Origin of the sequence: Bacillus sp. JJ1122 (genome assembly GCF_036964885.1) — a bacterium.
Classification (GTDB): Bacteria; Bacillota; Bacilli; order Bacillales; family Cytobacillaceae; genus Mesobacillus.
Window position 1 is genome coordinate 35124 of sequence record NZ_JBALQL010000022.1, and the last position, 23471, is coordinate 58594.

General features: G+C 43.3%; 20 protein-coding genes. 13 read left to right on the top strand and 7 right to left on the bottom strand.

The genetic code is table 11. The features are described 5' to 3' along the window. Positions 1-140 precede the first annotated feature (140 nt). From V7201_RS12805 to V7201_RS12815, 3 genes are all read left to right on the top strand, one after another. Complete coding sequence (locus tag V7201_RS12805) at positions 141-971, top strand: basic amino acid ABC transporter substrate-binding protein (RefSeq protein ID WP_335377130.1); 831 nt, start codon at positions 141-143, stop codon at positions 969-971. A 288-nt stretch (positions 972-1259) separates the two neighbouring features. Continuing rightward, positions 1260-1916, top strand: a complete 657-nt coding sequence (locus V7201_RS12810; RefSeq protein ID WP_335377131.1) for an amino acid ABC transporter permease — start codon at positions 1260-1262, stop codon at positions 1914-1916. Further along, a complete protein-coding gene (locus tag V7201_RS12815; protein ID WP_335377132.1) occupies positions 1913-2635 on the top strand; it encodes an amino acid ABC transporter ATP-binding protein in 723 nt (240 codons plus the stop codon). Before V7201_RS12810 ends, V7201_RS12815 begins: the two co-directional genes overlap by 4 nt. Before the next feature lie 121 nt (positions 2636-2756). Here the strand turns inward: V7201_RS12815 and V7201_RS12820 are convergent, their stop codons facing one another. Continuing rightward, on the bottom strand, positions 2757-2960 hold the full coding sequence (locus V7201_RS12820; RefSeq protein ID WP_335377133.1) for a YbdD/YjiX family protein: 204 nt from the start codon (positions 2958-2960) through the stop codon (positions 2757-2759). Beyond that, the gene (locus tag V7201_RS12825; protein ID WP_335377134.1) at positions 2953-5028 is read right to left on the bottom strand and encodes a carbon starvation CstA family protein; all 2076 of its coding nucleotides are present in this window, start codon (positions 5026-5028) and stop codon (positions 2953-2955) included. The genes V7201_RS12820 and V7201_RS12825 overlap by 8 nt, the downstream gene beginning before the upstream one ends. 391 nt (positions 5029-5419) lie before the next feature. Here V7201_RS12825 and V7201_RS12830 point away from each other — a divergent pair, with 391 nt between their 5' ends. The 3 genes from V7201_RS12830 to V7201_RS12840 all read left to right on the top strand — a co-directional run bounded on the left by V7201_RS12830 (position 5420) and on the right by V7201_RS12840 (position 8030). Continuing rightward, positions 5420-6127 carry an MBL fold metallo-hydrolase gene (locus V7201_RS12830; protein ID WP_335377135.1) on the top strand — a complete coding sequence of 236 codons (708 nt, stop codon included), beginning with the start codon at positions 5420-5422 and terminating at the stop codon, positions 6125-6127. 15 nt (positions 6128-6142) lie between these two features. Further along, complete coding sequence (locus V7201_RS12835; protein ID WP_335377136.1) at positions 6143-6712, top strand: TetR/AcrR family transcriptional regulator; 570 nt, start codon at positions 6143-6145, stop codon at positions 6710-6712. Between the two features lie 127 nt (positions 6713-6839). Further along, a complete protein-coding gene (locus tag V7201_RS12840; protein WP_335377137.1) occupies positions 6840-8030 on the top strand; it encodes a M14 family metallopeptidase in 1191 nt (396 codons plus the stop codon). A gap of 51 nt (positions 8031-8081) precedes the next feature. On the opposite strand, the gene V7201_RS12845 is transcribed toward V7201_RS12840, so the two are convergent. Together V7201_RS12845 and V7201_RS12850 are read right to left on the bottom strand one after the other, a co-directional pair. Next, positions 8082-10466, bottom strand: coding sequence for a M14 family zinc carboxypeptidase (locus V7201_RS12845; RefSeq protein ID WP_335377138.1), 2385 nt, complete (start codon positions 10464-10466; stop codon positions 8082-8084). Positions 10467-10680: 214 nt separating this feature from the next. Continuing rightward, on the bottom strand, positions 10681-11052 hold the full coding sequence (locus V7201_RS12850; RefSeq protein WP_335377139.1) for a DUF948 domain-containing protein: 372 nt from the start codon (positions 11050-11052) through the stop codon (positions 10681-10683). Positions 11053-11199: 147 nt separating this feature from the next. Between V7201_RS12850 and V7201_RS12855 the strand changes: the two genes are divergently transcribed. Further along, positions 11200-11520, top strand: coding sequence for a YciI family protein (locus tag V7201_RS12855; RefSeq protein WP_335377140.1), 321 nt, complete (start codon positions 11200-11202; stop codon positions 11518-11520). Between the two features lie 60 nt (positions 11521-11580). On the opposite strand, the gene V7201_RS12860 is transcribed toward V7201_RS12855, so the two are convergent. Continuing rightward, positions 11581-13161 carry a hypothetical protein gene (locus V7201_RS12860; protein WP_335377141.1) on the bottom strand — a complete coding sequence of 527 codons (1581 nt, stop codon included), beginning with the start codon at positions 13159-13161 and terminating at the stop codon, positions 11581-11583. A gap of 30 nt (positions 13162-13191) precedes the next feature. Beyond that, positions 13192-14076 carry a hypothetical protein gene (locus V7201_RS12865; RefSeq protein WP_335377142.1) on the bottom strand — a complete coding sequence of 295 codons (885 nt, stop codon included), beginning with the start codon at positions 14074-14076 and terminating at the stop codon, positions 13192-13194. A 340-nt stretch (positions 14077-14416) separates the two neighbouring features. On the opposite strand from V7201_RS12865, the gene V7201_RS12870 reads away from it, so the two are divergent. Further along, on the top strand, positions 14417-15334 hold the full coding sequence (locus V7201_RS12870) for a DMT family transporter (RefSeq protein WP_335377143.1): 918 nt from the start codon (positions 14417-14419) through the stop codon (positions 15332-15334). A gap of 65 nt (positions 15335-15399) precedes the next feature. Here V7201_RS12870 and V7201_RS12875 read toward each other — a convergent pair whose 3' ends face one another. Next, positions 15400-15576 carry a hypothetical protein gene (locus tag V7201_RS12875; RefSeq protein WP_335377144.1) on the bottom strand — a complete coding sequence of 59 codons (177 nt, stop codon included), beginning with the start codon at positions 15574-15576 and terminating at the stop codon, positions 15400-15402. Positions 15577-15819: 243 nt separating this feature from the next. Between V7201_RS12875 and V7201_RS12880 the strand changes: the two genes are divergently transcribed. The 5 genes from V7201_RS12880 to V7201_RS12900 all read left to right on the top strand — a co-directional run bounded on the left by V7201_RS12880 (position 15820) and on the right by V7201_RS12900 (position 23392). After that, positions 15820-16587 (top strand): 3-hydroxyacyl-CoA dehydrogenase, encoded by a 768-nt coding sequence (locus tag V7201_RS12880; RefSeq protein WP_335377145.1) that lies wholly within the window; start codon positions 15820-15822, stop codon positions 16585-16587. Positions 16588-16768: 181 nt separating this feature from the next. Next, positions 16769-18817: a sigma 54-interacting transcriptional regulator gene (locus V7201_RS12885; RefSeq protein WP_335377146.1), complete on the top strand. Its 2049-nt coding sequence runs from the start codon at positions 16769-16771 to the stop codon at positions 18815-18817. A gap of 370 nt (positions 18818-19187) precedes the next feature. Continuing rightward, the gene (locus tag V7201_RS12890) at positions 19188-20714 is read left to right on the top strand and encodes an acyl-CoA synthetase (RefSeq protein WP_335377147.1); all 1527 of its coding nucleotides are present in this window, start codon (positions 19188-19190) and stop codon (positions 20712-20714) included. Between the two features lie 25 nt (positions 20715-20739). Next, entirely contained in the window at positions 20740-21885 is a 1146-nt protein-coding gene (locus V7201_RS12895) for an acyl-CoA dehydrogenase family protein (RefSeq protein WP_335377148.1), read from the top strand. 352 nt (positions 21886-22237) lie between these two features. Further along, the gene (locus tag V7201_RS12900; protein WP_335377149.1) at positions 22238-23392 is read left to right on the top strand and encodes a thiolase family protein; all 1155 of its coding nucleotides are present in this window, start codon (positions 22238-22240) and stop codon (positions 23390-23392) included. Positions 23393-23471 lie beyond the last annotated feature (79 nt).

Here is a 23471-nt window from a genome sequence, read left to right on the forward strand (position 1 = left end):
ATTCCAAGATTTGAATAATTTTAAATAAGTTTTTCTTATTGATTTTTCTTAATCTCCTCGGGTAATACAAGCCCGCATTGCTACATATAAATTACTAAAAGTTTTTACGCGCGTTTTTTATAAAAGAGGGGGCAACAAGGATGAAGAAAAGATTTTTTGCTATTGTGCTAATGGCAATTACTGCGTTAATAGTTTCTGCCTGCGGCACAAGCAAGACCAGTGAAACGAGCGGCACAGGGTCAGAAGCAGGAAAGAAGGAACTCCGCGTCGTGACAGATGCGGCATATGCACCGTTTGAATACATGGAAGGTGATAAAATCGTTGGGTTCGATATCGACTTTCTAAAAGCCGTTGCGGAAGAAGCGGGTTATAAATTGAAGATTGAACATGTCGGCTGGGATCCTATTTTTGTGGAAATTAAAAGCAAACGTGCTGATATTGCGATTTCATCCATAACGATCAATGATGACAGAAAGCAGACCTATGATTTCTCCTTGCCATACTTCTTATCAACCAATAAGATCTTGGTTCGCGAAGACAGTGATATTAAAAGTGCGGCTGACCTGAAGGGGAAGGTAGTTGCCGTCCAGAATGGGACAACTGGCCAGGAAGCAATGGATAAACTCCTGGGAAAAAATAATGAGGATATTAAAAAATTTGAAAACAACAACCTTGCCATCATGGAAATGATGAGTGGAGGAGCCGCTGCTGTCGTGGCCGATAACGGAGTGGTTGAAGTGTATGCGAAAAACAACCCGAAGGAAAAATTGAAGGTCATTGAGGACAGTGGAAGCTTTGAGGCTGAATTTTACGGCCTACTGTTCCCGAAAGGAACCGAGCTGAAAGCGGATTTCGATAAAGCGATCGAAAAGGTATTCGAGAATGGCACATATGAGAAAATCTATCAGGAATGGTTCGGGCAAAAGCCTAACATGGAAAAGCTGAAGGAAGCACAAAAAGCATCAAAATAACATTGGGAACAAACAACCAGCCAAGATGCGTAACTCTTAAACTAGCGTTACGCATTTTTTTATAATGGAAGGCTTATTAATAGAGGATCGATTAATCTATTGGACCGTGGTAATCATGATAAAGTGTTTTTAACTTGTTTAAGTCGTTTTTTTAATTGCTGGATTCATTTTTTAATTGCTGCTTAAGCCATCTTTAACAAGCTGGATTCAATTTTACTGGTTAATAATATTTGAATCTTAAATAATTTACTTTTAATGAATTTGCATTCCAGTTTTGGGGGTCAAGCTATGGATTTCCGTTTTGATATTATCCTTGAATATTCTCCTTATCTATTAAAAGGGACACTCGTAACCATCGGGCTTTCTCTGGCAGGGATTGCGATTGGGACAATCCTGGGCCTGTTTATCGGTCTTGGCAAGATGCAGCGCCGGAAGCTGCTTGCATGTCCATTTGACTGGTACATCACCTTCTTCCGGGGAACGCCGTTATTTGTGCAAATTTTATTGATACACTTTGGTGTAGTACCTATGTTTATGGGGCAAACGAATGGGATTATTGCGACGATCATCGCGCTTTCCCTGAACGCGGCTGCATACATTGCTGAAATATTCAGGGCGGGAATCCAGTCGATTGACAAAGGCCAGATGGAGGCAGCCCGTTCTCTCGGTATGAGCCATGTTCAAGCGATGAGATACGTAATTTTGCCTCAGGCATTTAAAAGAATGATTCCGCCGCTTGGCAATGAATTTATTGTCCTGATTAAAGAATCCTCTCTTGCAGCAGTCATTGCCACTCCCGAGATCATGTACTGGGGCCGTTCTATGGCCGGGCAGTATTACCGGGTTTGGGAACCATATCTGACTGCAGCGGTTATTTATCTTATACTGACACTTTCACTTAGCTTCTTGCTAAATCGTCTGGAAAGAAGGCTTGATACAGAATGATAAAAGTTGCAAACCTAAAGAAATCCTTTGGCCAAAACAAGGTATTGAATGGGATTGATGTGGAAGTCAAGCCGCAGGAGGTGGTCGTTGTCATAGGGCCTTCCGGCTCCGGAAAATCAACCTTTCTGCGCTGCATCAATTTGCTTGAAACGATTACCGACGGGCATGTACTGATAGAAGGAATGGATATCACCGATAAAGGCAGGAATATTAATAAAGTGCGTGAGGATGTTGGGATGGTATTTCAGCATTTCAACTTATTCCCTCATAAGACGGTGATGGAAAATATCATGCTTGCTCCTCTAAAGGTTCGCGGAATTGCGGAAGAGCAGGCGAGAGCGAAAGGTGTGGAGTTTTTAAAAAAGGTAGGCTTGGAGGACAAGGCAGATGCATATCCTGCTTCGCTTTCAGGAGGCCAGAAACAGCGGGTGGCCATTGCCCGGGCACTTGCGATGGAGCCAAAAATCATGCTGTTCGATGAGCCTACGTCAGCACTTGATCCAGAAATGGTCGGCGAAGTTCTTGAAGTGATCAAACAGTTAGCCCGCGAAGGAATGACAATGGTTGTTGTCACCCATGAGATGGGCTTTGCCAGGGAAGTAGGGGACCGGGTCATTTTTATGGACGGTGGCTTGATCATTGAAGAGAACAAACCAAAAGATCTCTTCGAAAACCCGCAGCATGAACGGACAAAAGCTTTTTTGAGCAAGGTTTTATAAAGCATTCAAACGTTTGGTTAACAGAATAATAGCTATAAAACAAGCCTGCATCACAGAGATGCAGGCTTGTTTTGCTAGTTTGTCAGTAAGTCAGCCATACGAGGCAATTGCGCTTTTCTGTTCAGCAGCAGCGTGAAACCTTGCCGCCTTTGCCGCTGTATCTTGACTCCTGTGCTTCACAGAAAAACTCTTTTCTTGATTTAACAGGTTCTTCAGGATGATGGGCAGCCATGTGCTCGATATATTTTTCGTAGCTGGGCACACCTACAAGAAGGCTGATGAACTGTTTCCTGTATTGAAAAAGATTCTTAAGACGATTAAGCATAATGCTTTAAGTCACCTTCATTTCTTGGCACATAAGGATCCTCGTGAAGTTCTAGCTTCTGGTTGGTTAAAACTTTCATCCAGATTCGAACGGCTGAGATCAGGACAGTGATGACGACAATCATGAAGAAGGCGGTTAACCCGGCATCCACATAATCATTGATCAGCACCTGTTTCATTTGTGCTGGAGTAGTGGCAGGTGCAAGAACCTTTCCTCCATCCAAGGCTTCCTTAAATACTTTAGAGTGAGCAAGGAATCCAATCTTAGGATTTTCATGGAAAAGCTTCTGCCAGCCAGCTGTCATTGTTACGATTAAAATCCATGTAGTTGGGACGAGCGTAACCCAGACATACGCTTTTTTACCCATTTTGTATAATATAGTCGTTCCAAGTAATAGGGCAATTGCTGCGAGCATCTGATTCGCGATTCCAAACAGCGGCCAGAGGGTATTGATTCCGCCCAGTGGATCAATGACACCCTGGTATAAGAAATATCCCCAACCAAGAACACAAAGAGTGGTAGCAATAATATTAGGAATCAAGGCATCTGTCCTGGCGAATGGCTTGTAAGCCGTTCCGATAATATCCTGGATCATAAATCTGCCAACACGAGTACCAGCATCAATGGTCGTTAAAATAAACAGGGCCTCAAAAAGGATTGCGAAGTGATACCAGAAAGCCATCAACGCTTTTCCGCCAATCACTTTAGAGAAAATCACGGCCATGCCAATTGCAAGAGTCGGCGCTCCGCCAGTACGGGAGAGCACACTTTCTTCTCCTACATCAGATGAGAGTTTTGTTATATCATCAGGAGTGATGGTGAACCCCCAGCTTGTAACGGTTTGGGCAGCCTGGATGGCGTCTGTCCCAATCACAGCAGGAGGACTGTTAATCGCAAAATAAATCCCTGGTGTCAGGACAGAAGCTGCAATCATTGCCATGACGGCAACAAAGGATTCAGTCAGCATCGCACCATAACCAATGGGCTGTGCATGGGATTCAGTTTCGATCATTTTTGGCGTAGTACCTGATGATACTAGCGCATGGAACCCGGATACAGCTCCACAGGCAATGGTAATGAACAAGAAAGGAAACATATTTCCAGCAAATACTGGGCCTGTACCGTCAACGAACTGCGTTACACCAGGCATAGACAGATCGGGTGCTACTATGATAATTCCAAGAGCAAGACCTACAATTGTTCCAACCTTAAGGAATGTGCTCAAATAATCACGGGGTGCAAGCAGCATCCATACCGGCAAAACTGAAGCGATAAAACCATAAATGATCATCATAATTGCAATCGTTTCGCCTTTAAAAGTGAACATGGCAGCTAGTGCTGGATTTTCAGCAACAGTCTGGCCAAGGAAGATGGACAACAGAAGCAATACAACTCCAATAGCAGAGGCTTCCCCAACTCGTCCTGGACGCATGTACCTCATATAGAATCCCATGAATACTGCAATAGGAATCGTTGCAGCAATGGTAAACATACCCCAAGGACTTCCTGCGAGCGCTTTCACGACAACCAAAGCTAAGACCGCCAATAAGATGATCATGATTCCGAGAATCCCGATCATGGCAATAAAGCCTGTCACTTTTCCCATTTCATCTTTAATCATTTCACCTAACGATTTCCCATTTCGGCGCATAGACCCAAACAGGATGATGAAGTCCTGGACGGCACCAGCAAGAACAACCCCGACGACGATCCAAATTGTTCCCGGCAAATACCCCATCTGCGCCGCCAGGATTGGACCTACAAGTGGGCCAGCCCCAGCGATGGCGGCAAAGTGGTGGCCAAAAAGCACCCATTTATTTGTGGGTACATAGTCTTTCCCGTCATTATTAATTTCTGCGGGAGTTTTTCGGTTGTCATCCAGTTCAAATACTTTTCTTGCCATGAATTGGCTGTAAAACCGGTATGCAATGGCGTAGACACTGACTGCTGCTGTTAATAGCCAGATAGCATTAACGCTTTCGCCGCTACTCAGTGCCATCATCGCAAAGCCAGCAGCACCAAGTGCGGAGACCAATCCCCAAATGATAATCGACTTAATCGCTTTCAACTCTGTTCCCACCTTTTTATTTGGTATGTCCAAATTATATTTTATAATTCTAAATTTTTAAATAAGTATTTTTATTCAGATTTTTATTTAATACTCTTATGTAAAAGGGCAGAAGTTTGATGGTAAATTGCATTATAGGTCCGGGTCAATCTAGCAATCGGTGATTGAAGCGAAGAAGTTTACTCGCCTCCTGGGGGCATCCCGCGAAAAACGGGATAGTGTAGCGGAAATAAAATCGTCTAATCTAACATAGCAAGGAACCAGTATAGAAAAAGTAGATTCAAAAGCAGTGATAAGCAGTTTCAACTTTTGTCGAAAAGTTCTAGTTGTTAAAACTAATACCATTAGTTAAAATAAAACTAACGATATTAGTTAAATGGAGGGTCAGTTCATGAGAGTGATAAAAGAAGGGTTTTTATATCAACTGACGTTTATGCCAAAATTGTTTCCAGTAAATTGTTATTTTATCGAAGAAGAGGATGGTTTGACTTTGATCGACGCGGCATTGCCTAATAGTGCAGAACCTATATTGCAGGCTGCAAAGGAAATTGGGAAGCCAATCACAAGAATTGTTCTGACTCACGCACATGGTGACCATATTGGGGCACTTGATAAATTGAAAGATAAGCTGCAAGTACCTGTTTATATTTCAGATAGAGATTCTCGCCTGCTTGCTGGAGATATATCGTTGGACCCTTCAGAACCACAGCTGCCAATTCGCGGGGGAATACCTAAGAATATAAAAACGAAGCCGGATGTATTTTTACAGGATGGCGATAAAATTGGCTCGTTAACCGCCTTTTTAACACCTGGTCATACACCTGGATCCATGTCATTCCTTGATGTAAGGACGAATGCGGTAATTGCGGGTGATGCTTTCCAGACCAGAGGAGGAACGGCCGTGTCAGGCGTAACAGTTCCGTGGTTTCCGTTTCCGGCAATGGCAACTTGGAACAAAGAAGCATCGCTGGAAAGCGCCAGAATCATTCAAGGACTAAAACCGAGCTTGCTTGCAGTGGGGCATGGGGAATTGCTTCGATTTCCTGAAGAACAGCTAGAACAAGCGATCAAGAAAGCCGAAGCGATTTTATCCAAATAGAAGGAGAGAAAGAACATGTCACCTAGACCGAAAGTAGCTCTAGATAAAACCGAAATTATCATGGCGGCAGCTGAGCTGGCAAATGAATTTGGAAGCGAGAACGTTACCCTTGCTTTGCTTGCGAAAAAGCTAAGGATAAAACCTCCTTCATTATATAACCACTTTGAGGGACTTCCGGGAATCAAAAGAGAGCTGGCGATTTTTTCATTAGAGAAGCTTTACCGTGGATTAGCCACAGCGGCAGCAGGCAAGCATCCTGGAGAGGAGGCTGTGTTGGCGATCAGTGAATCCTATCTTTCTTTTGCAAGAAAAAATCCTGGTTTGTACGAGTCGGCTTTAGCTGCACCGGATCCTGCTGATACAGAAGTTTATTACGCAGGGAAAAAAATTGTTGACCTGGTCGTTTCGACCATCGAGCCATTTAAATTAAAGGAGGATTCTGCTATTCATACTGTCAGAGGGTTAAGAAGCATTATGCATGGTTTTGCTTCCCTTGAACAGAAAGGTGGCTTTGGACTATCGCTGGATTTAGACGAAAGTTATAAGGAGGCTGTCAAAGCTTTTTTGACTGGATTAAAAGGTTAGGGTATAAGCAAATATTTTGTAAAATACTTCATTAAATAACATGTTTCTTAAATATTCCTGCCAGTTTTGAAAAGTAGTCACATACATATATATAGATGCAACCTTTAGTAAGGACAGGAGGAGCGCTATGGATATATATGTGAGAAGGGGAGATTCCTTTTGGTACTACAGCAATGTTTTTAATGTCTCTCTTCAGCTGATCATAGATTCTAACCGCGATTTGGACCCTAATGCACTAATGGCTGGACAGAAGGTTAGGATTCCCGGCTATGCTGCAGTGGATTACAGAATCAGGGCAGGGGATACATTGTGGGCAATTGCACAGAACAGGAAACTGCAGGTGGATGCTTTGTTGCTGGCAAACCGGAATATCAATCCAAACGGGTTGTATATTGGACAGATGATCAAGATTCCTCTGCGGATTACGTGGAGGATTGTCCAGGGAAAGAAAAATTATGATTATGCTGCACTTACGAATGACTTGAATCGCTTGCAGAGTGTCTATCCATTTATGCAGCTGCCGTCCATCGGAAATTCCGTTTTAGGGAAAAAGATACCGGAAGCGTTAATAGGCAAAGGGAGCAAAAGAGTCCATTATAATGCTTCATTCCATGCGAATGAATGGATCACGACTCCGATTATCATGACTTTTTTAAACGATTACCTGCTTGCCGTAACGAATAAAACTTCGATCCGTGGGCTGTCCATGGCAAACTTCTATAACCAAACAACTCTGTCAATTGTACCTATGGTTAATCCTGATGGCGTGAATCTGGTTTTGAATGGTCCGCCTGAAGAGGAGCCGTGGAATGACAGCATTGTCGAGCTGAATAAGGGGAGCATGGATTTCTCAGGCTGGAAGGCGAATATACGAGGGGTCGACTTGAACGACCAGTTCCCGGCAAAATGGGAGCTTGAAAAAGCACGCAATCCAAAACAGCCAGGTCCAAGGGATTATGGCGGTGAGCGCCCATTGACCGAACCTGAAGCAATTGGAATGGCAGAACTGACTAAAAAGCGTGATTTTTCGCGAGTCATTGCTTTCCATACCCAGGGAGAAGAGATTTATTGGGGCTTTGATAACCTTGAGCCGCCTGAATCCGAAGCAATGGCCAATGAATTCGCCCGGGTAAGCGGCTACACGCCAGTCAAGACAATTGAAAGCTATGCAGGCTATAAAGACTGGTTCATCCAGGATTGGCGCCGTCCAGGCTTCACCGTGGAACTGGGTTCTGGAATCAATCCGCTGCCAATATCCCAGTTTGATGAGATTTATGAAAAAGCACTGGGTATCTTTTTGGCTGGACTTTATCTATAGAAGATTCCTGTAAAAAAAGCATCGGGATGTTTCCCGATGCTTTTTCAATGCTTATTTTTCAAAAATGCTGTTGGAAAGAAGTCGGAACAGATAGTCTGTATGATCCCGGAAGCCTGCTTCTAGACCGATCATCGTGACATCTTTATCCTTTTCTTTCACGATTACTGCTTTGCCTTGTGCTTCACCTTTTTTCGCGTCTTCTCTCCAATGACCTGCAACAAAGAAGTCAGAACTATCTTTAAAGGTTGCAGCAACTTGATCATTATCAGTGTTGGTATACCAAACTGGGCGGTAAACGAAGCCGATATCATTCTGGCTGTAACCTGCTGTTACTCCGGAACCTTGATAATCAACCGTTACAATTCCGTTGCTGTTGGATCCGCCGACGTTAATCTGATCATCCGTCAGACCAAGTGTTTTTGTTGCTCTAGAAGCCCCGGCACCAACAGCGATATATTTGCCGCCAGCCTTCAAGAAGGATTCAAGATTTGCTTTAAATTGATCGAGCTGAGCTGGGTTTTGGAAACCGAATTCCTTATTTGCTGTTGATAGGGTAGTCGAAATCAGGTTTTCTGTACCACTGTAAACAAACACCTCGAATCCAGCTAAGCTTTTTTCAGCAACTTCAGCAGGAGTCACTTCACTAACGTTAAATCCGAGACGCTTAAGAGCGAGTTTTGTTCCTGAATGTGACTGAACTTTGCCCATTCCGCCGTCTTTTAAGATGGCGACCTTTACGTCAGAAACGTCAACTGTATCTGCAGGTACCTTTGCCGTTCCAATCTGAAGCCCGGACTGTTTTACAGCAGCAGAAATCACATTTGCAGATGCTTCAGTATAAAAATTGCCTGCATTATCCCTTTTTACAGTGATGCCCTGTTGAAGCAATGTATTTACAAGATTTACAGCCTTTACAGAGCTATTTGGAATCAAGAATGGACCTTTTCCAGTTATTGTACCCGGGCTTTGTACCTGATTCACTTTTACAGCGGTCATATTGAACTCATCTTCCACAGCAATCGCTTCGAATCCCCAAAGCTCTGGCAAGCTCCATGCTGAAATGTCATACATATAAGGTGTGTCTTCGGATATATCTTCGCCATCCCAAAGCATTGTATTAGCCAGACCTGCCTTAGCCTGGTCCATTTTCACGACATATGTTCCTTTTGGATAGGACTTTCCGTCAGCAGTGAAGGATTTTGAAGCCTGAACAACCTCAATGTCGTTTTTCTGAAGGTGGGCAATCGCTTTTTGAGTGACAGTTGGATCTTCAGAATCTACAGGCAGTACATAAGCTGAAGGGAAGAAACCCTCATCATGGAACGGATGGTCAAAATTAATTCCGCGCTTGAACATTTCGATTTGGTCGGTAATCATGTCCTGCTTGTTATCAGTTGCATATTGAAGTGCACCCATGATTGCATCATACATCCACTGAACACCGTCAAGGTCATTGGTAGGTGCCTCTAGCGTATGGCCATATGCTCCATGGTACATAGCGTACATTGGCGTGAAAATTGGCGGGTAATCATCCCAGCCTGCTGCGTCATCACGCTGAGGGACATAGACTCCCTCCATTGACTGATAGAGGCTGCCAGTAAATTTGTTCTTGTTTGACATGATTTGAGCTTCCATTGCCTCTGCCTGTTTAGAGGCCCATTTATTGTAAAGATCATATTCATAGTTTGGATTATGTGGAGGTGTACAAGGCTCAATCAACCCCTGCTTATTTGGTGCATAACCTTTAACATAGCCATGGGTATCAAGGAAGACCATTGGGTTCCATTCCTTGATTAACGCGACAGTTTCCTGCGTTTCTGGCTGCGATTGCGTAATGAAGTCACGATTCAAGTCAATGCCTTCTCCATTAAAACGAGTAGCATTAATACGGCCATCCGGGTTCTGAACCACATTGAAAATTAAGATGTTGTTTTCCAAGATTTCTTTTGTCTTATCATCATTTTCAAGGGCAAAACGCTCGATCAGCTGCATCACTGCGTCACTGCCGACAAACTCTGTTCCGTGGATTGAACCATTAATCATGACCGGAACCTTGAAGTCAGGGTTATTTTGAATCCAGTCTTGAGCTTTTCCAGGATTCTTGAACATTTGTTTTCTTAAAGATTGGATTTTACCAAACTTGCCCTGAGTATCAGGTGCAGCAATCGTGACGACATACAGAGGCTGTCCAGTAGATGATTGGCCCTTTACTTCAACCTTAATGCGGTTTGATTGCTTCTCTATCTCAGCAAGCTTTAAGCCAATTTCCGAGAATTTCATAAAGTCATAGTTTTCACTGTTGAACAGACTTCCATCTTGTTCTTCATTCACATTTACATTCTTCCAATTAAAAGTCTCCGCCAGGGCGGGAGTCCATGGTGAAGCAGCGAGCAAACTTGCTGCCATTACTCCTGAAATGATTTTTTTATGTTTCATTTATGTATTCCTCCGTTTAATTAATATTGTATATTTATACATAATAATAATTAATTATTATTTCGACAATCGTACGAAATACCTAAAATTACGAAGCTCTAGAAAGTCTTATAAATAGTTGGATTCGATTATTTAAGGAATGAACCAAGAGATTTTAAATGGGAAGATCGTCACTTAGTGGGGAGAAATAAAAAAACAGGGCGGAGAGCCCTGTTTAAGATTGTGTTTGCGCCATTCTACTTTTGCGATTGCGTTTCCATTGTCTTGCTTTATACTGACGTTCAAGAGCAGCGACTGGCTTGGTCACAAGTGCATTCTTGACGACAACAGGTGTTTGTTTTACCGAAAAAACGACGGTGTTGACCGCTTTTTTCTTTTCCTCAAAATCTGACATTAGCTGTTGCTGATGAATCGTAAGTTTATCGGTTTCATGCTTGATTGCATTTGTTTTAACCTGCATCCTGGTCGCTGTTTCCTGTAGGCTTTCAATTGAAGGTTTCGCCGCTTTAAAGGTTTTAAATGCCACAAACCCCAGATATGCCAAGGAAGCCACAATGACAGCGATGCTGATATAGACAAGAATCATAAGTTAAATGCCTCCTTAAATAATATTCCTTAAAATGTATTTACCCAAATAAGCGTAGTTTTAACAAAGAAATATTTCATTCCTGATGAGATATATTGGTAAATGGTATAATGAACTGTAAATTTTATTGAGACGGGGAACTATTTTATGGAAAAGTTTGTAGTGATTCTAAAGGAGAAACGAGATGGGGAACTTGATGCCAATCTTTTGAGCAGGCACATCGACCATCTTCGGCATTTAAGCCGAGAGGGAAAATTGATGATCGCAGGTCCCTTTAAAAATAATGAACAGGCCATGCTGGTACTGAACTGTGAGGACATTGATGAGGCGATTAACCTTGTAGAGAGCGATCCTTTTATAAAAGAGAGATATTATAATACATATGAAATTAATGAGTTAATTGTCGCAAATGAGGAAAATAATTGGCTGATGGATAACCAGCAAACGACAGGGAATCTAGTTCACTAATGGCCGAAAAAAAGACTTTCACAAATTGTGAAAGTCCTTTTCTTATTAAAAAAAACTCAATTACTTTGTTTCTGCTTCAATGATTACTTCTTCAATAGCATCTTCAGCAGGAGCTTCTTCAGAAACTTCACCAGCAAGTACAGCAGAGATCAAAGCAGCAACTTGTTTGGCAACTTCACTTGCATTAACACTAGCTTTAGCCTCAGCTTTATTAGCAGCAGAAGTGTTTACTTTTGCTTCTTTTTCAGTAGTAGTTTCTTCAACAGTCACTTCTTCAGCAGCAACTTCTTCAGCAGCAACTTCTTCAGTTACTTCTTCAGAAGCAGTTTCGTCAGCAGCAACTTCATCAGCCACTTCTTCAGAAGTAGTTTCGTCAGCAGCAACTTCATCAGTCACTTCTTCAGAAGTAGTTTCGTCAGCAACAACCTCTTCAGTCACTTCTTCAGCAGCATCTTCTTCGGAAACTTCTACAGAATAATGAACAGCTGAGTGTTCATTAGCGTTCGCTTTAGCATTTTCACTTGCATGGTAAGCTTTAGACTTCATTTTGTTAGCAATAGAAGGAGATACTTTAGTTTCTTCAGTAGCGTCTTCATCAGTCACAACATCTTCAGAAGCGTCTTCGTCAGTCACAACGTCTTCAGCAGTATCTTCGTCAGTCACAACATCTTCAGCAGCGTCTTCGTCAGTCACAACGTCTTCAGCAGGAGTTTCTTCAGAAGCTTCCACAGCAAGAACAGCTGAATTAGCAGCGGCATGCAACTTAGCGTTTGCGCTTGAGTTCTCGTAACCTTGAGAATTGATTTTGTTGGCAGCAGAAGGGTTTACTTTTTCTTCTTCAGTTTCTTCTTCTGTAGTTACAGCGTCTTCATCTTCAGTTTTTACAGTTGCATCTGAATCAAGATTGATGTCCTTAGAATCAGAGTCATTTTCATCTTCATCTTCAGTTTTCACAGTCGCGTCTTTCTCAAGGTCGATGTTCTTAGAATCAGAGTCATTTTCATCTTCGTCTTCAGTTTTTACAGTTGCGTCTTTCTCAAGGTCGATGTCTTTAAAATCAGAATCATCTTCTGTTTCTTCATCTTCCTTTTTCATATCAGCAGCTGGATCAAGATCCTCATCTTCATCTTTCTTTGCTTTTGCATCATTTTCAATGTCAGCAGTTTCTTTAGACTCAGTATCAGCAGCTACTTCCTCTGTTGCAACTGGTTCAACTTCCACCACATCTTCGACAACTGGTTCTTGAACTACAACTTCTTCAGTAGTCGTTTCTTCAGCAGGTGCTTGCTTGACTGGTGCGTGAACAGCTGCATTTGGTGCAGCATGTTTTTTAGCTGTTTCGCTTGCATGTACGCTCGCCTGTGATTTCACTGCTTTTTCTTTCGTCTCAAGCTTAGGTTCTGCTTTTGGCTGAGCCTTTACAGCAGGCTTCGCAGGAACTGCAGGAGTTACTTTTACGGCAGCTTTCTTCGTGTTTACAGTTTTCACTTGCACTGGTTTAACGGAGTGAGATTGTTCTACTTTCACTTTTTCAGGTCCGGCAGCTTGGGTAAAGTGACCGCCTGTCAAGACTCCAATAGACAATACTCCAGCTAACATAAAAGATTTAACAACTTTAGTTCCATTCATATAATTATTCATTTTTATTATTCGCTCCCTTTTTTAATATCGTTATCCGTGGCAAATTGCGTCGGTATACGGTAAAAAAACAGGAGCTGCAATCGGTGGCGGTGATGGAGGGGCATTGACCCACTGGCTTCTAAAAATAGAAGCTCGGGATGAAAATGGCTGGGTAAGAATTAGATTAAAATCTTGATTCCATACGAACCACTTATCAAAAAAGCTTGTGCTGGTACTTCCATTACTTGTCCGGTCACTTGAAGGCCCCCCTGAAGTCTTCGTACGTGATGGAGGATTAGGCAGGTTATCTTGTTTTGGATACCTCTCATTTTCAGAGGAAACAGGTTCATCTCTTTTTATTGGAGGTGTTTGCACACTTGCCTTAGCAGCAGGTTTCATTTTCGAGACCGGCTTTTTGGCAATATCCTGAGAAGGTTCCACCTTTTCCTTCAATCCGGGTGATTGAAGTTTTTTTTCTCTCATAACTCCACTTTCAATATGTATGGATTTCACAGCAGCTTTTTTGTCTTCCGTATTGCTGGGCTTAGGCTTTGATATATTTTTCACTAAGCCTCGCTTTTGTCCAGAAACATTAGTCGGCAAGAGCGTCTTGGCAGCCTTCTCGCTTCTATTTAAAGAGGCATTGGCTTTTCCAGTTGGCTGATGAGCCTGAGGAGGTTTGACAACAGCCTTTGCCTGAACCGGCTTTTCTATTACAGGCTTCCGTTCAGTCTGCGGTTTTTTCACATCAGGTTTTGCTGCAGTCTTTTCAACAGCTTTAGCCTTTTCAGCCTGGACTGGTACCTTTTCCTGGATGACAGACGCATGTTGTTCTCGCTTATCTGTATCTGGAGCTTTTTCAGCAAAAGCAAGGTCGGGTAGAAATATAACCGTGCCAGCAATAAATCCAGTAATAATCAATTTTCGGAAGTGCATCCTTTCACCTCCTTTCAAGATGGATTATTCATGGATAGCATTCTGAATTTCAAACCTTTTTTTGTCGGTTTTTGTTGAATATAAAAATAAACCGTTCTTTTCGCCTAGTACGACGGGAGAGAAGAGGGAAAACGACCTGAGACAAACTACCTTATTTTTTGGCACTTTTAACAAAGAAAAGCAGGAAGTCTTAGACTACCTGCAAACAACATTTATAGTTAGTTTCATTTGAAAAGATCCGATTTGGGAGTTAGAAAGATTCAATTTTTCTTGCCCTTTTGTAAAAAAGTAGTAGAATGAAATTTATGCTTTAACCGTTTAAACGAAAGAAGGATGCACCATGAAAAATCTTAAAATCTATCTAATTCTTACAGGAATCATGTTTTTATGGGGAATGAACGTAACGGCCCTTAAGGTAATTGTCGGAAACTTTCCGCCAATCACAATCACGTCACTGCGTGTCTTCACAGCCGGAATAACTGTATTTATCATTCTCTTTTTCTTGAAAAAAGTCAGACTTCCATCCAGGAAGGAATTAATTTATATAATTGGAGGCGGCATGTTGAATGTTACAGGGCATCACTTGTTCCTGGGACTCGGCCTTAAAGAGACATCAGCTGTTAATGGCGGACTCATTCTGGGCCTTGGTCCATTGCTGACTGCCCTTATGGCCATTCTTTTCCTTGGTAAAAAGCTGACTCATGTACGGACACTTGGTTTTATTTTCGGAGGGATTGGTGTTTCCTTGACCGTGCTCGCAGGCGGCACAGGTTTATCAGGGATGTCTTTAGGTGATTTTTATGTATTCCTGTCGATTCTGTCGCAGGCCATCAGTTTCATCATTATATCGAAGGCAGCAAGAACACTGGATCCTCGCCTGTTGACAGGATATATGCTTGTGTTCGGTTCGATCTTGTTATTTTTCATCGGGCTCTGGAAAGAACCAGGAGGGTTATCGCATATTGGCAACGGCACAATTGGATTATGGAGTGTGTTCTTCGCATCAGCCATTTTTGCGACAGCGGTTGGGCACATGCTCTACAATTACGCGATTGGGATAACGGGACCAGCTGAAGCGTCTATTTTCCTTAATTTGAATACATTTCTTTCAATTATATTCGCAGCCATTTTCCTTGGCGAACACATCACATCCTCACATTTACTCGGCCTGGTCTTCATCGTTTCAGGCGTTATTTTCGGGTCCGGAGCTTTAGAGGAATTAATGCTTAAAAGCAGGGCAAAGCGAAAAGCAGCTTAATAGATTGGTTGAATGAATGCAGGGCGGATGCTCTGCATTTTTTTGTTGTTTAATGCAGGTAGTTGTTATGATATAGGTTCAACCGTAGATAAAATTATCCCAACCGGTGATAAAACCGTTTTAACCGTAGATAAAATCATTCCAACCGGTGAAAAAACTGTCTCAACCGTTGAAAAAACTTTTTCAAATGGTGATCCAACCATCCAATTGTACAAGATTAAAATCAACAAGTTCAAAAACAAGTATATAAGCCTCCCAATCAAGTAAAAAACAATTCAAAAGTCATTAATGATGAAAGCATGCTGTAAACTCAACTGGTGATTTTTACTCAACAACAGAAAAAATCTACAATTCCCCCCTTAATATGTCCGGAATCTGGACACTTTTAAAGAAAGGCCCCCTTAGTATACAGGCTTAATGCTCTTGGCATGATTCTTGCTTTATATAAAATTAGTAAATTTTTATAAAAGTGGAGGTTATGCGGAATGAAAATGAGTGAAGTAAAGGCAATCGTTTCTGGCGGCGCGTCAGGACTGGGTGAAGCAACGGTAAGAAACATCATCAAACAGGGCGGCAAGGCGGCAATCCTGGATTTATCGGAGGAGAGGGGACAAAAGCTTGTTGAAGAATTAGGCGAAAGTGCTGTTTTTGTAAAAACAGATGTATCCAGTGAACAGGATGTCTCAAACGCTGTCAGCAAGGCGATTGATTCCTTCGGTTCCATTAATACGGTGGTCAACTGCGCAGGTATCGGGATTGCGGCTAAGCTACTGTCACGCAAGGGTGTCCATTCCTTAGACATGTTTTCAAAGGTGATTTCAATCAACCTGATTGGCACGTTCAATGTCATCCGCCTTGCATCCGAACAAATGACAAATAACGAGCCAAATGAAACGGGAGAAAGAGGTGTCATCATCAATACGGCTTCTGTGGCAGCGTTTGACGGTCAAATCGGCCAGGCAGCATATAGTGCCTCAAAGGGAGGAGTTGTAGGAATGACATTGCCGATTGCCAGGGAGTTAGCTGCTTTTGGAATCCGTGTGATGACCATTGCGCCAGGTTTATTCCATACCCCAATGTTCGATTCCCTGCCTGCGGAGGCAAGAGATTCTCTCGGAAAAATGGTACCGTTCCCTCAGCGGTTAGGATTTCCAGAGGAATACGCCCATCTCGCCGAAAGCATCATTACAAACCCCATGTTAAATGGTGAAACAATCCGTCTGGATGGTGCAATCAGGATGCAGCCAAAATAAATGAGATTAAGACTCTTTTCTGAAAAGGAAAGAGTCTATTTTGTTTAAAACAACCTCAGAAATAGATAAAAATTCAGCCTGCAAAGTGTACCTTGCCATCCGTAACCCTTATAATGGATATATCAGATTGAATTTTCAGAAATTTAAATAGAGAAACCAACTTCAAAGGGGGGAGAATGAGATGATTGAATTCAGAGATATCGTAACTCCGGTCGATTGTACGATTACGGAAGAAACCACATTGGGAGAGGCAATTGAAATCATCAAACAGATGAAATGGAACCTGCTGCCGGTCACGGATCATCATCGGAATCTCCAGGGTATTTTTACGCGGAGCGGGCTGTATCAAATGATTCTTGACGGCAATCCCCTTGAGTCACAGATAAAAGACTACATAAAAAAGGACGCACGCTCAATACGGATCGATACTCCCTATCAGCAAATTGAACAAATTGTAAAAACGAGCAAGGTTGGTACAGGGGTTGTCCTTGATGAGAATAATAAGGTAATCGGATTGCTCACCAAAACGGAAATGGTACAGTCGCTTCTTAAATCCGCAAACACATTGAAGGAGCAGCTGGAAACGATTTTAAAGAATTCCAATATGGGTGTGCTGATGACAGACGAAAACATGCGGATCATATATGCCAATGAAGCTCTTTCGAAAATTTGCGGCCGCTCAGTAGAGTCGATTCAATCTCAGTGCCTTGAAGACATGTTCCCAGGCTTGCCCATTGAAAACATTGTCCACCATCATTATGAAAAATACAAATCCATTATGCATATTTCAGCATATGAGACGGTGAACCACCGGCAAGGAAAAATTGTTTTATTCCAGGATATTTCCGAAATTGAACTAATGGCTGAAGAGCTTCAAACCGTCAAAAAATTGAAGCTGACCATCGAGACTACACTAGAGCATGCCTACGATGGAATCCTTATGACAGATGAAAGGAATATCATCACGATGGTGAGCCCGCCGATGCTGGAGCTTTTCAGCCTGGAGAAAAAGGATGTCTTAAATCAGCCAGTCGATCTCGTGCTTCCTCAACTCAAGCTTGCCAATGTGTTCAAAACAGAAACAGCGGAAGTCAGTGATTTTCATGAATTGAATGGCATTAAATATATCGTTCACCGAATCCCGATCAAGAAGGATGGGAGGGTCATCGGAGCAATTGGAAAGGTGATGTTTCGGCAATTAAATGAAGTGAGCGAGCTGTTCAAAAAGCTGCAAAAGGCGGAAAGCAAGGCGAGCTTTTACCATCAGCAGCTGCAAAAATCGGAATCAGCAAGATTCACTTGGGACCATATTTTCAGTGAAGACCCTTATATGGAAAAATTAAAGAGAAGTGCCGCAAAAGCAGCGAAAGGCAGATCAACCGTTCTGATTAGGGGAGAGAGCGGGACAGGCAAGGAGTTGTTCGCGCATGCCATCCATAATAGCAGTGCAAGAAGCGATGGAAAGTTTGTCGTCGTGAACTGTGCAGCGATTCCTGAGGATTTACTTGAATCTGAATTTTTCGGATATGAGGAAGGGGCTTTTACCGGGGCGAAGCAGCGCGGCAAAATCGGCAAGTTCGACCTTGCCAACGGCGGCACATTGTTTCTTGATGAAATTGGCGATATGTCACTGGCTCTCCAGGCAAAATTATTAAGAGTTCTGCAGGAGCGCGAATTTTACCGTGTTGGTGGGAATGCCCGCATTAAAGTGGATGTGAGGATTGTCGCGGCGACGAACCGGAACCTAGAGGAAATGGTCAAGGCAGGAGAATTTCGGGAGGACTTGTATTACAGGCTGAATGTCATCTCCCTGAACATTCCGCCGCTGCGAAACCGGCTCCATGATGTGGAGCATTTGACCATCAGTTTAATGAAGGAATTAAATTCGATGCTGGGCACAAGCATAACCGGAATCTCGTCACAGGCTATGAAGGCACTGCTTCAATACGAATGGCCGGGAAATGTCCGTGAGCTTAGAAACGTTCTCGAGCGGGCAATGACTTTTGCTGAGCATGGAAAAATCCAGGGAGAGGATCTTCCTGACTACTTAATTTCTCAAGTGACCGAACCTGCTTTGCCAAGAGTAAGCCTTGCCGAAGACGCGGAACTTGGCGCCATCAGAAAGGCGCTAACCCAGGCAAACGGCAATAAAGCACAGGCAGCCAGGCTGCTTGGGATCAGCCGGTCAGGACTTTATGAAAAAATAAAGAAGTATCAGCTATCAGTATAAAGGATGATTTTAAGTGCAATGGGATAAAAATATCATACATTAATGCCCCCATTCCTGCTCGGTGGCATTGGATTAATGGCCTTCTTTCCATCAAGTTTCTATCCGTATATTCTACTGGTTGTCCCGACTATTTTTTGGACCGTATACTATATATGGAAGCAACGAGATAAAAAATAGAAGCACCCGCATATTTGAACATCAGTGTCCAAAGCAGGTGTCCATTTTCTGGACACTTGCATACATAATCTGCGTGAAGATTCCTTAATAATATTGCCATTTATGTTTTCGGAAAATTGGCATAATTATTGCATGTATAAAATTGGATACGCTTTCAATTTATACGCCAATTTTATCTAGGGGGAAATTCTGTATGGATATCGGGTCATATTTAGCGCAAAATGCAAGGAAAACTCCAGAAAAGCTTGCAATCGAATGTGAAGGCAGAAAGTATACGTACAAGCAGTTTAATGAAGAAGTAAATAAACTGGCGCACGGATTGCTCGGTCTTGGGATTCGCAAAGGCGAAAAGGTCGCTTTAATGATGAAGAACTCTGACAAGTTTGTGTTTGCCTTTTTTGCAGCTGCTAAAATTGGCGCGGTAATCGTACCAGTAAATTTCCGCCTTACATCATCAGAAGTTCATTATATTCTCGAGCAGTCTGGAACGGTGCTTGTTATCTGTGACGAAGAATTCGAGGACACGATCACTTCAGCAAGAGAAGGAACGTGCATCGTCCATGTGATCACGACCGGAACTCCAACCACAGTAGGTCATCACTCATATGAGGGAGTATTGGCTGTCAGTTCGGAAAATCCGCCAATTGAAGTCAACGATCATGACGATCTTGAAATTTTATATACATCAGGAACAACTGGAAAACCGAAGGGAGCCCTTTTTGACCATAAGCGAGTCTTCAATGTAGGGTTGACGATGATGATCAGCATGGGCATCAACCAGGAGGAACGAATCCTTCATATCGCACCGCTGTTCCATTCAGCTCAGCTTAATCTGTTTCTTATTTCAGGAGTCGTACTTGGGGCAACGCATATTATCCATCGTGATTTCCATCCGGTGAAAACGCTAGAGGCAATTCAGGAGCATAAGATTACCCATTTCTTCGGAGTCCCTGCAATGTATAACTTTATGCTGCAGGTACAGAATGCTGCCGATTATGACCTTTCTTCGATAAAAAGATGCGGATATGGCGCCGCACCGATGGCACCTGAGCTAGTACGAAAAAGCATTGAGTTGTTCCGTACAGACCAGTTCTATAATCTATGCGGCTTAACCGAGGCTGGTCCAGGCGGAATCCTGCTGAATCCCGAAGGACATAAAAATCATTTTGGAAAAGGCGGAAAGGCAGCATTCCTGACTGAAGCCAGAGTCGTCAATGAAGAAGGCAAGGAGATCAAGCCAGGTGCAGTCGGTGAATTTATCATCAAGGGCGAATCCATTATGAAGGAATATTACAAGAAGCCAGAGGAGACAGCAAAAACAATTAAAGAGGGCTGGCTTTATACGGGAGATTTGGCAACGATTGATGAAGAAGGCTTCATAACGCTTGTCGACCGGAAAAAAGACATGATTATTTCTGGCGGTGAAAATGTGTACTCTATCGAGGTTGAGGAAGTTCTGTATGAACACCCTGCTGTATTGGAAGCAGCGATCATCGGCCTCCCGGATGAAGTTTGGGGAGAAGCTGTCTGTGCAGTCATTGTGCCGAAACAAGGTACGGCTGTGGATGAACAGGAACTGAAAAGCTTCTGCCGCCAAAAACTAGCAGGCTACAAGATTCCTAGAAGGATATTCATTGAGGAAGCACTGCCAAGGAATGCTTCTGGAAAAATATTAAAGTACCAGCTGCGCCATAAATTAAATGAAGTAAAGCAGCAGTAAATGAATGAAAGGAGAGAGAAAAAGAATGAAACACCCTTATTTAACGGATGACCACGAAATTTTTCGCAGATCACTAAGGAAGTTTTTAGAGAAAGAAGCATATCCATTTTATGAACAGTGGGAGGAGGACAGGATGATCCCGCGTTCCTTCTGGACGAAAATGGGGGAACAAGGCTATCTTTGCCCTGATATTGATGAGCAGTATGGCGGGAGTGAGGTTGACTGGGGATTCGCAGTCGTCATCAATGAAGAGCTGGAACGGGTGGGCTCCGGGCTTGTAGGCGTAGGCCTTCATAATGATATCGTGGTTCCTTATATTACTGCTTTCGGCACGGAAGAACAAAAGAAAAGATGGCTGCCTAAATGCACAACAGGTGAAATCATTACAGCAATTGCGATGACTGAGCCTGGTACAGGTTCGGATTTGGCAAACATCCAGACAACGGCCATCCTTGATGGCGACCACTACATTTTAAACGGCCAAAAAACATTTATTACAAATGGAATCCAGTCAGATCTGATTGTAGTCGCCTGTAAAACAGATCCGAAAGCAAACCCGAAGCATAAGGGTGTAAGCCTGCTTGTGGTCGAACGTGATACACCTGGTTTTTCACGGGGAAGAAAGCTGAATAAAGTTGGGCTGCATTGCCAGGACACAGCTGAATTAATTTTTGAAGACTGCCGGGTGCCAAAGGAAAACCTGCTTGGTGAAGAGGGCAAAGGCTTTCTCTACTTGATGGAAAAACTGCAACAGGAGCGCCTGCTTGTGGCAATTGCCGCTCAGACCGCGTCCGAGGTGATGCTGAAGCAGACGATTGAATACGTGAAAAGCCGTGAAGCATTCGGCAAGCCGGTTAGCAAATTCCAAAACACCCAATTTAAAATCGTCGAAATGGCAACTGAAATAGAAATGAGCCGGGCCTTCCTTGACCAGTTGATCGGCGAGCATATCGAGGGAAAAGATGTCGTAACCAAAGTGTCGATGGCAAAATGGAAGCTGACCGACAGCGCGCGGAAAATCGCGGCTGAATGCATGCAGCTTCATGGCGGCTACGGCTATATGGAAGAATACGAGATTGCCAGAAGGTTCCGCGATATTCCGGTAGCGAGTATTTATGCTGGGACGAATGAAATCATGAAGACGATCATTGCGAAGAATTTGGGGTTATAGACGGGGTAGGTATAAATAGAACATTGGAACAATTCGGGAGCCAAAACCGTCTCAGGAATGCTTCAATAAGGTTCATTGGAACACTGGGAGGGACGAAAACTCTTCTATGATGTTCCAATAGGGTTCATTGGAACAGTGTGAGAGCGAAAAAACCATCAGGGATGTTCCAATAGGGTCCATTGGTACGGTGTGAGAGTCAAAAACCCTTCCGTGATGTTCCAATAGGGTCCATTGGAACACTGTGAGAGTCAAAAACACTTTAGGGATGTTCCAATAAAGTCCATATAAATCACCAAAGTCGCTAAAACTTAAAAAACAAACACATGCGATTAACAGAAAGGAAGATTCATATATGCGTGAAGTTGTAATAGTGGAAGGTGTAAGAACACCGGTTGGCAGAAGAAAAGGATTGCTGAAGGATATTCGGCCGGACGACCTGGCTGCAGAAGTACTGAAAGAGGTTGTGAAACGAGCCGGCATTGATGCTTCCCTTGTTGAAGATGTGATTCTTGGCTGCGTTACACAGGCAGGCGAGCAGGCAGGTGACATTGCAAGGGTGGCAGCCTTGAATGCTGGCTTTCCGATTGAAGTGCCGGGTACGACAATTGATCGTCAGTGTGGATCGAGCCAGCAGGCTGTCCACTTTGCAGCACAGGCAATCCTGGCAGGTGACATGGATGTCGCCATCGCCGGTGGCGTGGAGAATATGTCAAGAGTGCCGATGGGATCGAATTATCAGGATGCGGTTCCTTTCAGCCCGAAACTGAAGGAGCGCTACGAAATTATCCATCAGGGGCTGTCTGCGGAGAGAATCGCCGAGAAATATGGATTTACCCGCACAGAGCTTGACGAGTTCTCAGCTGAAAGCCACAGACGAGCCCTGAAGGCACAGGCAGAAGGTTATTTTAAAAAAGAAATCATGCCGCTCGAGGTCACACTTGAAAATGGTGAAAAAACCTTGATGACCGAAGATTCAGGCCCACGTGAAGGCACGACATCCGAGGTTCTCGGAGGCTTAAGGACGGTATTTAAAGAAGATGGGGTCATCCATGCAGGGAACTCGAGTCAAATCAGTGACGGAGCTGCAGTACTCCTTCTGATGAGTCGAGAAAAGGCAGAAGAGTTGGGAGTTAGACCGCGCTTCAAGGTACATACAAGAGTGGTTGTCGGCTCTGACCCGACCTTGATGCTGACAGGGCCTATTCCAGCAACGGAAAAAGCTTTGCAAAAAGCCGGGCTTAAGCTTGAGGATATTGATGTTTTTGAAGTGAATGAAGCGTTTGCTCCCGTTCCGATGGCATGGCTTAAGGAAACGGGTGCTGACCCTGCTAAGCTGAATCCAAATGGAGGAGCAATCGCGCTTGGACATCCGTTAGGAGCAAGTGGCGCACGCCTTATGATCTCCATGATGCACGAACTGGAAAGAACCGGTGGACGCTATGGGCTGCAGACGATGTGTGAAGGCCATGGAATGGCGAACGCCACGATTATTGAAAGGCTGGATTAAAGCATACCTAAAGATTTCATAATCGATTATCTTCAGTCACCTTGTAATAGTTTCATAGAGTATCTCCAGCAGCATACAC

What these genes read in the sequence shown, in the direction of transcription:
- V7201_RS12900 (WP_335377149.1), top strand. Translation starts at nt 22,238, where the DNA reads ATGCGTGAAGTTGTAATAGTGGAAGGTGTAAGAACACCGGTTGGCAGA.
- V7201_RS12810 (WP_335377131.1), top strand. Translation starts at nt 1,260, where the DNA reads ATGGATTTCCGTTTTGATATTATCCTTGAATATTCTCCTTATCTATTA.
- V7201_RS12870 (WP_335377143.1), top strand. Translation starts at nt 14,417, where the DNA reads ATGAAAAATCTTAAAATCTATCTAATTCTTACAGGAATCATGTTTTTA.
- V7201_RS12890 (WP_335377147.1), top strand. Translation starts at nt 19,188, where the DNA reads ATGGATATCGGGTCATATTTAGCGCAAAATGCAAGGAAAACTCCAGAA.
- V7201_RS12820 (WP_335377133.1), bottom strand. Translation starts at nt 2,960, where the DNA reads ATGCTTAATCGTCTTAAGAATCTTTTTCAATACAGGAAACAGTTCATC.
- V7201_RS12830 (WP_335377135.1), top strand. Translation starts at nt 5,420, where the DNA reads ATGAGAGTGATAAAAGAAGGGTTTTTATATCAACTGACGTTTATGCCA.
- V7201_RS12895 (WP_335377148.1), top strand. Translation starts at nt 20,740, where the DNA reads ATGAAACACCCTTATTTAACGGATGACCACGAAATTTTTCGCAGATCA.
- V7201_RS12885 (WP_335377146.1), top strand. Translation starts at nt 16,769, where the DNA reads ATGATTGAATTCAGAGATATCGTAACTCCGGTCGATTGTACGATTACG.
- V7201_RS12805 (WP_335377130.1), top strand. Translation starts at nt 141, where the DNA reads ATGAAGAAAAGATTTTTTGCTATTGTGCTAATGGCAATTACTGCGTTA.
- V7201_RS12855 (WP_335377140.1), top strand. Translation starts at nt 11,200, where the DNA reads ATGGAAAAGTTTGTAGTGATTCTAAAGGAGAAACGAGATGGGGAACTT.
- V7201_RS12860 (WP_335377141.1), bottom strand. Translation starts at nt 13,161, where the DNA reads ATGAATAATTATATGAATGGAACTAAAGTTGTTAAATCTTTTATGTTA.
- V7201_RS12880 (WP_335377145.1), top strand. Translation starts at nt 15,820, where the DNA reads ATGAAAATGAGTGAAGTAAAGGCAATCGTTTCTGGCGGCGCGTCAGGA.
- V7201_RS12850 (WP_335377139.1), bottom strand. Translation starts at nt 11,052, where the DNA reads ATGATTCTTGTCTATATCAGCATCGCTGTCATTGTGGCTTCCTTGGCA.
- V7201_RS12865 (WP_335377142.1), bottom strand. Translation starts at nt 14,076, where the DNA reads ATGCACTTCCGAAAATTGATTATTACTGGATTTATTGCTGGCACGGTT.
- V7201_RS12845 (WP_335377138.1), bottom strand. Translation starts at nt 10,466, where the DNA reads ATGAAACATAAAAAAATCATTTCAGGAGTAATGGCAGCAAGTTTGCTC.
- V7201_RS12815 (WP_335377132.1), top strand. Translation starts at nt 1,913, where the DNA reads ATGATAAAAGTTGCAAACCTAAAGAAATCCTTTGGCCAAAACAAGGTA.
- V7201_RS12840 (WP_335377137.1), top strand. Translation starts at nt 6,840, where the DNA reads ATGGATATATATGTGAGAAGGGGAGATTCCTTTTGGTACTACAGCAAT.
- V7201_RS12835 (WP_335377136.1), top strand. Translation starts at nt 6,143, where the DNA reads ATGTCACCTAGACCGAAAGTAGCTCTAGATAAAACCGAAATTATCATG.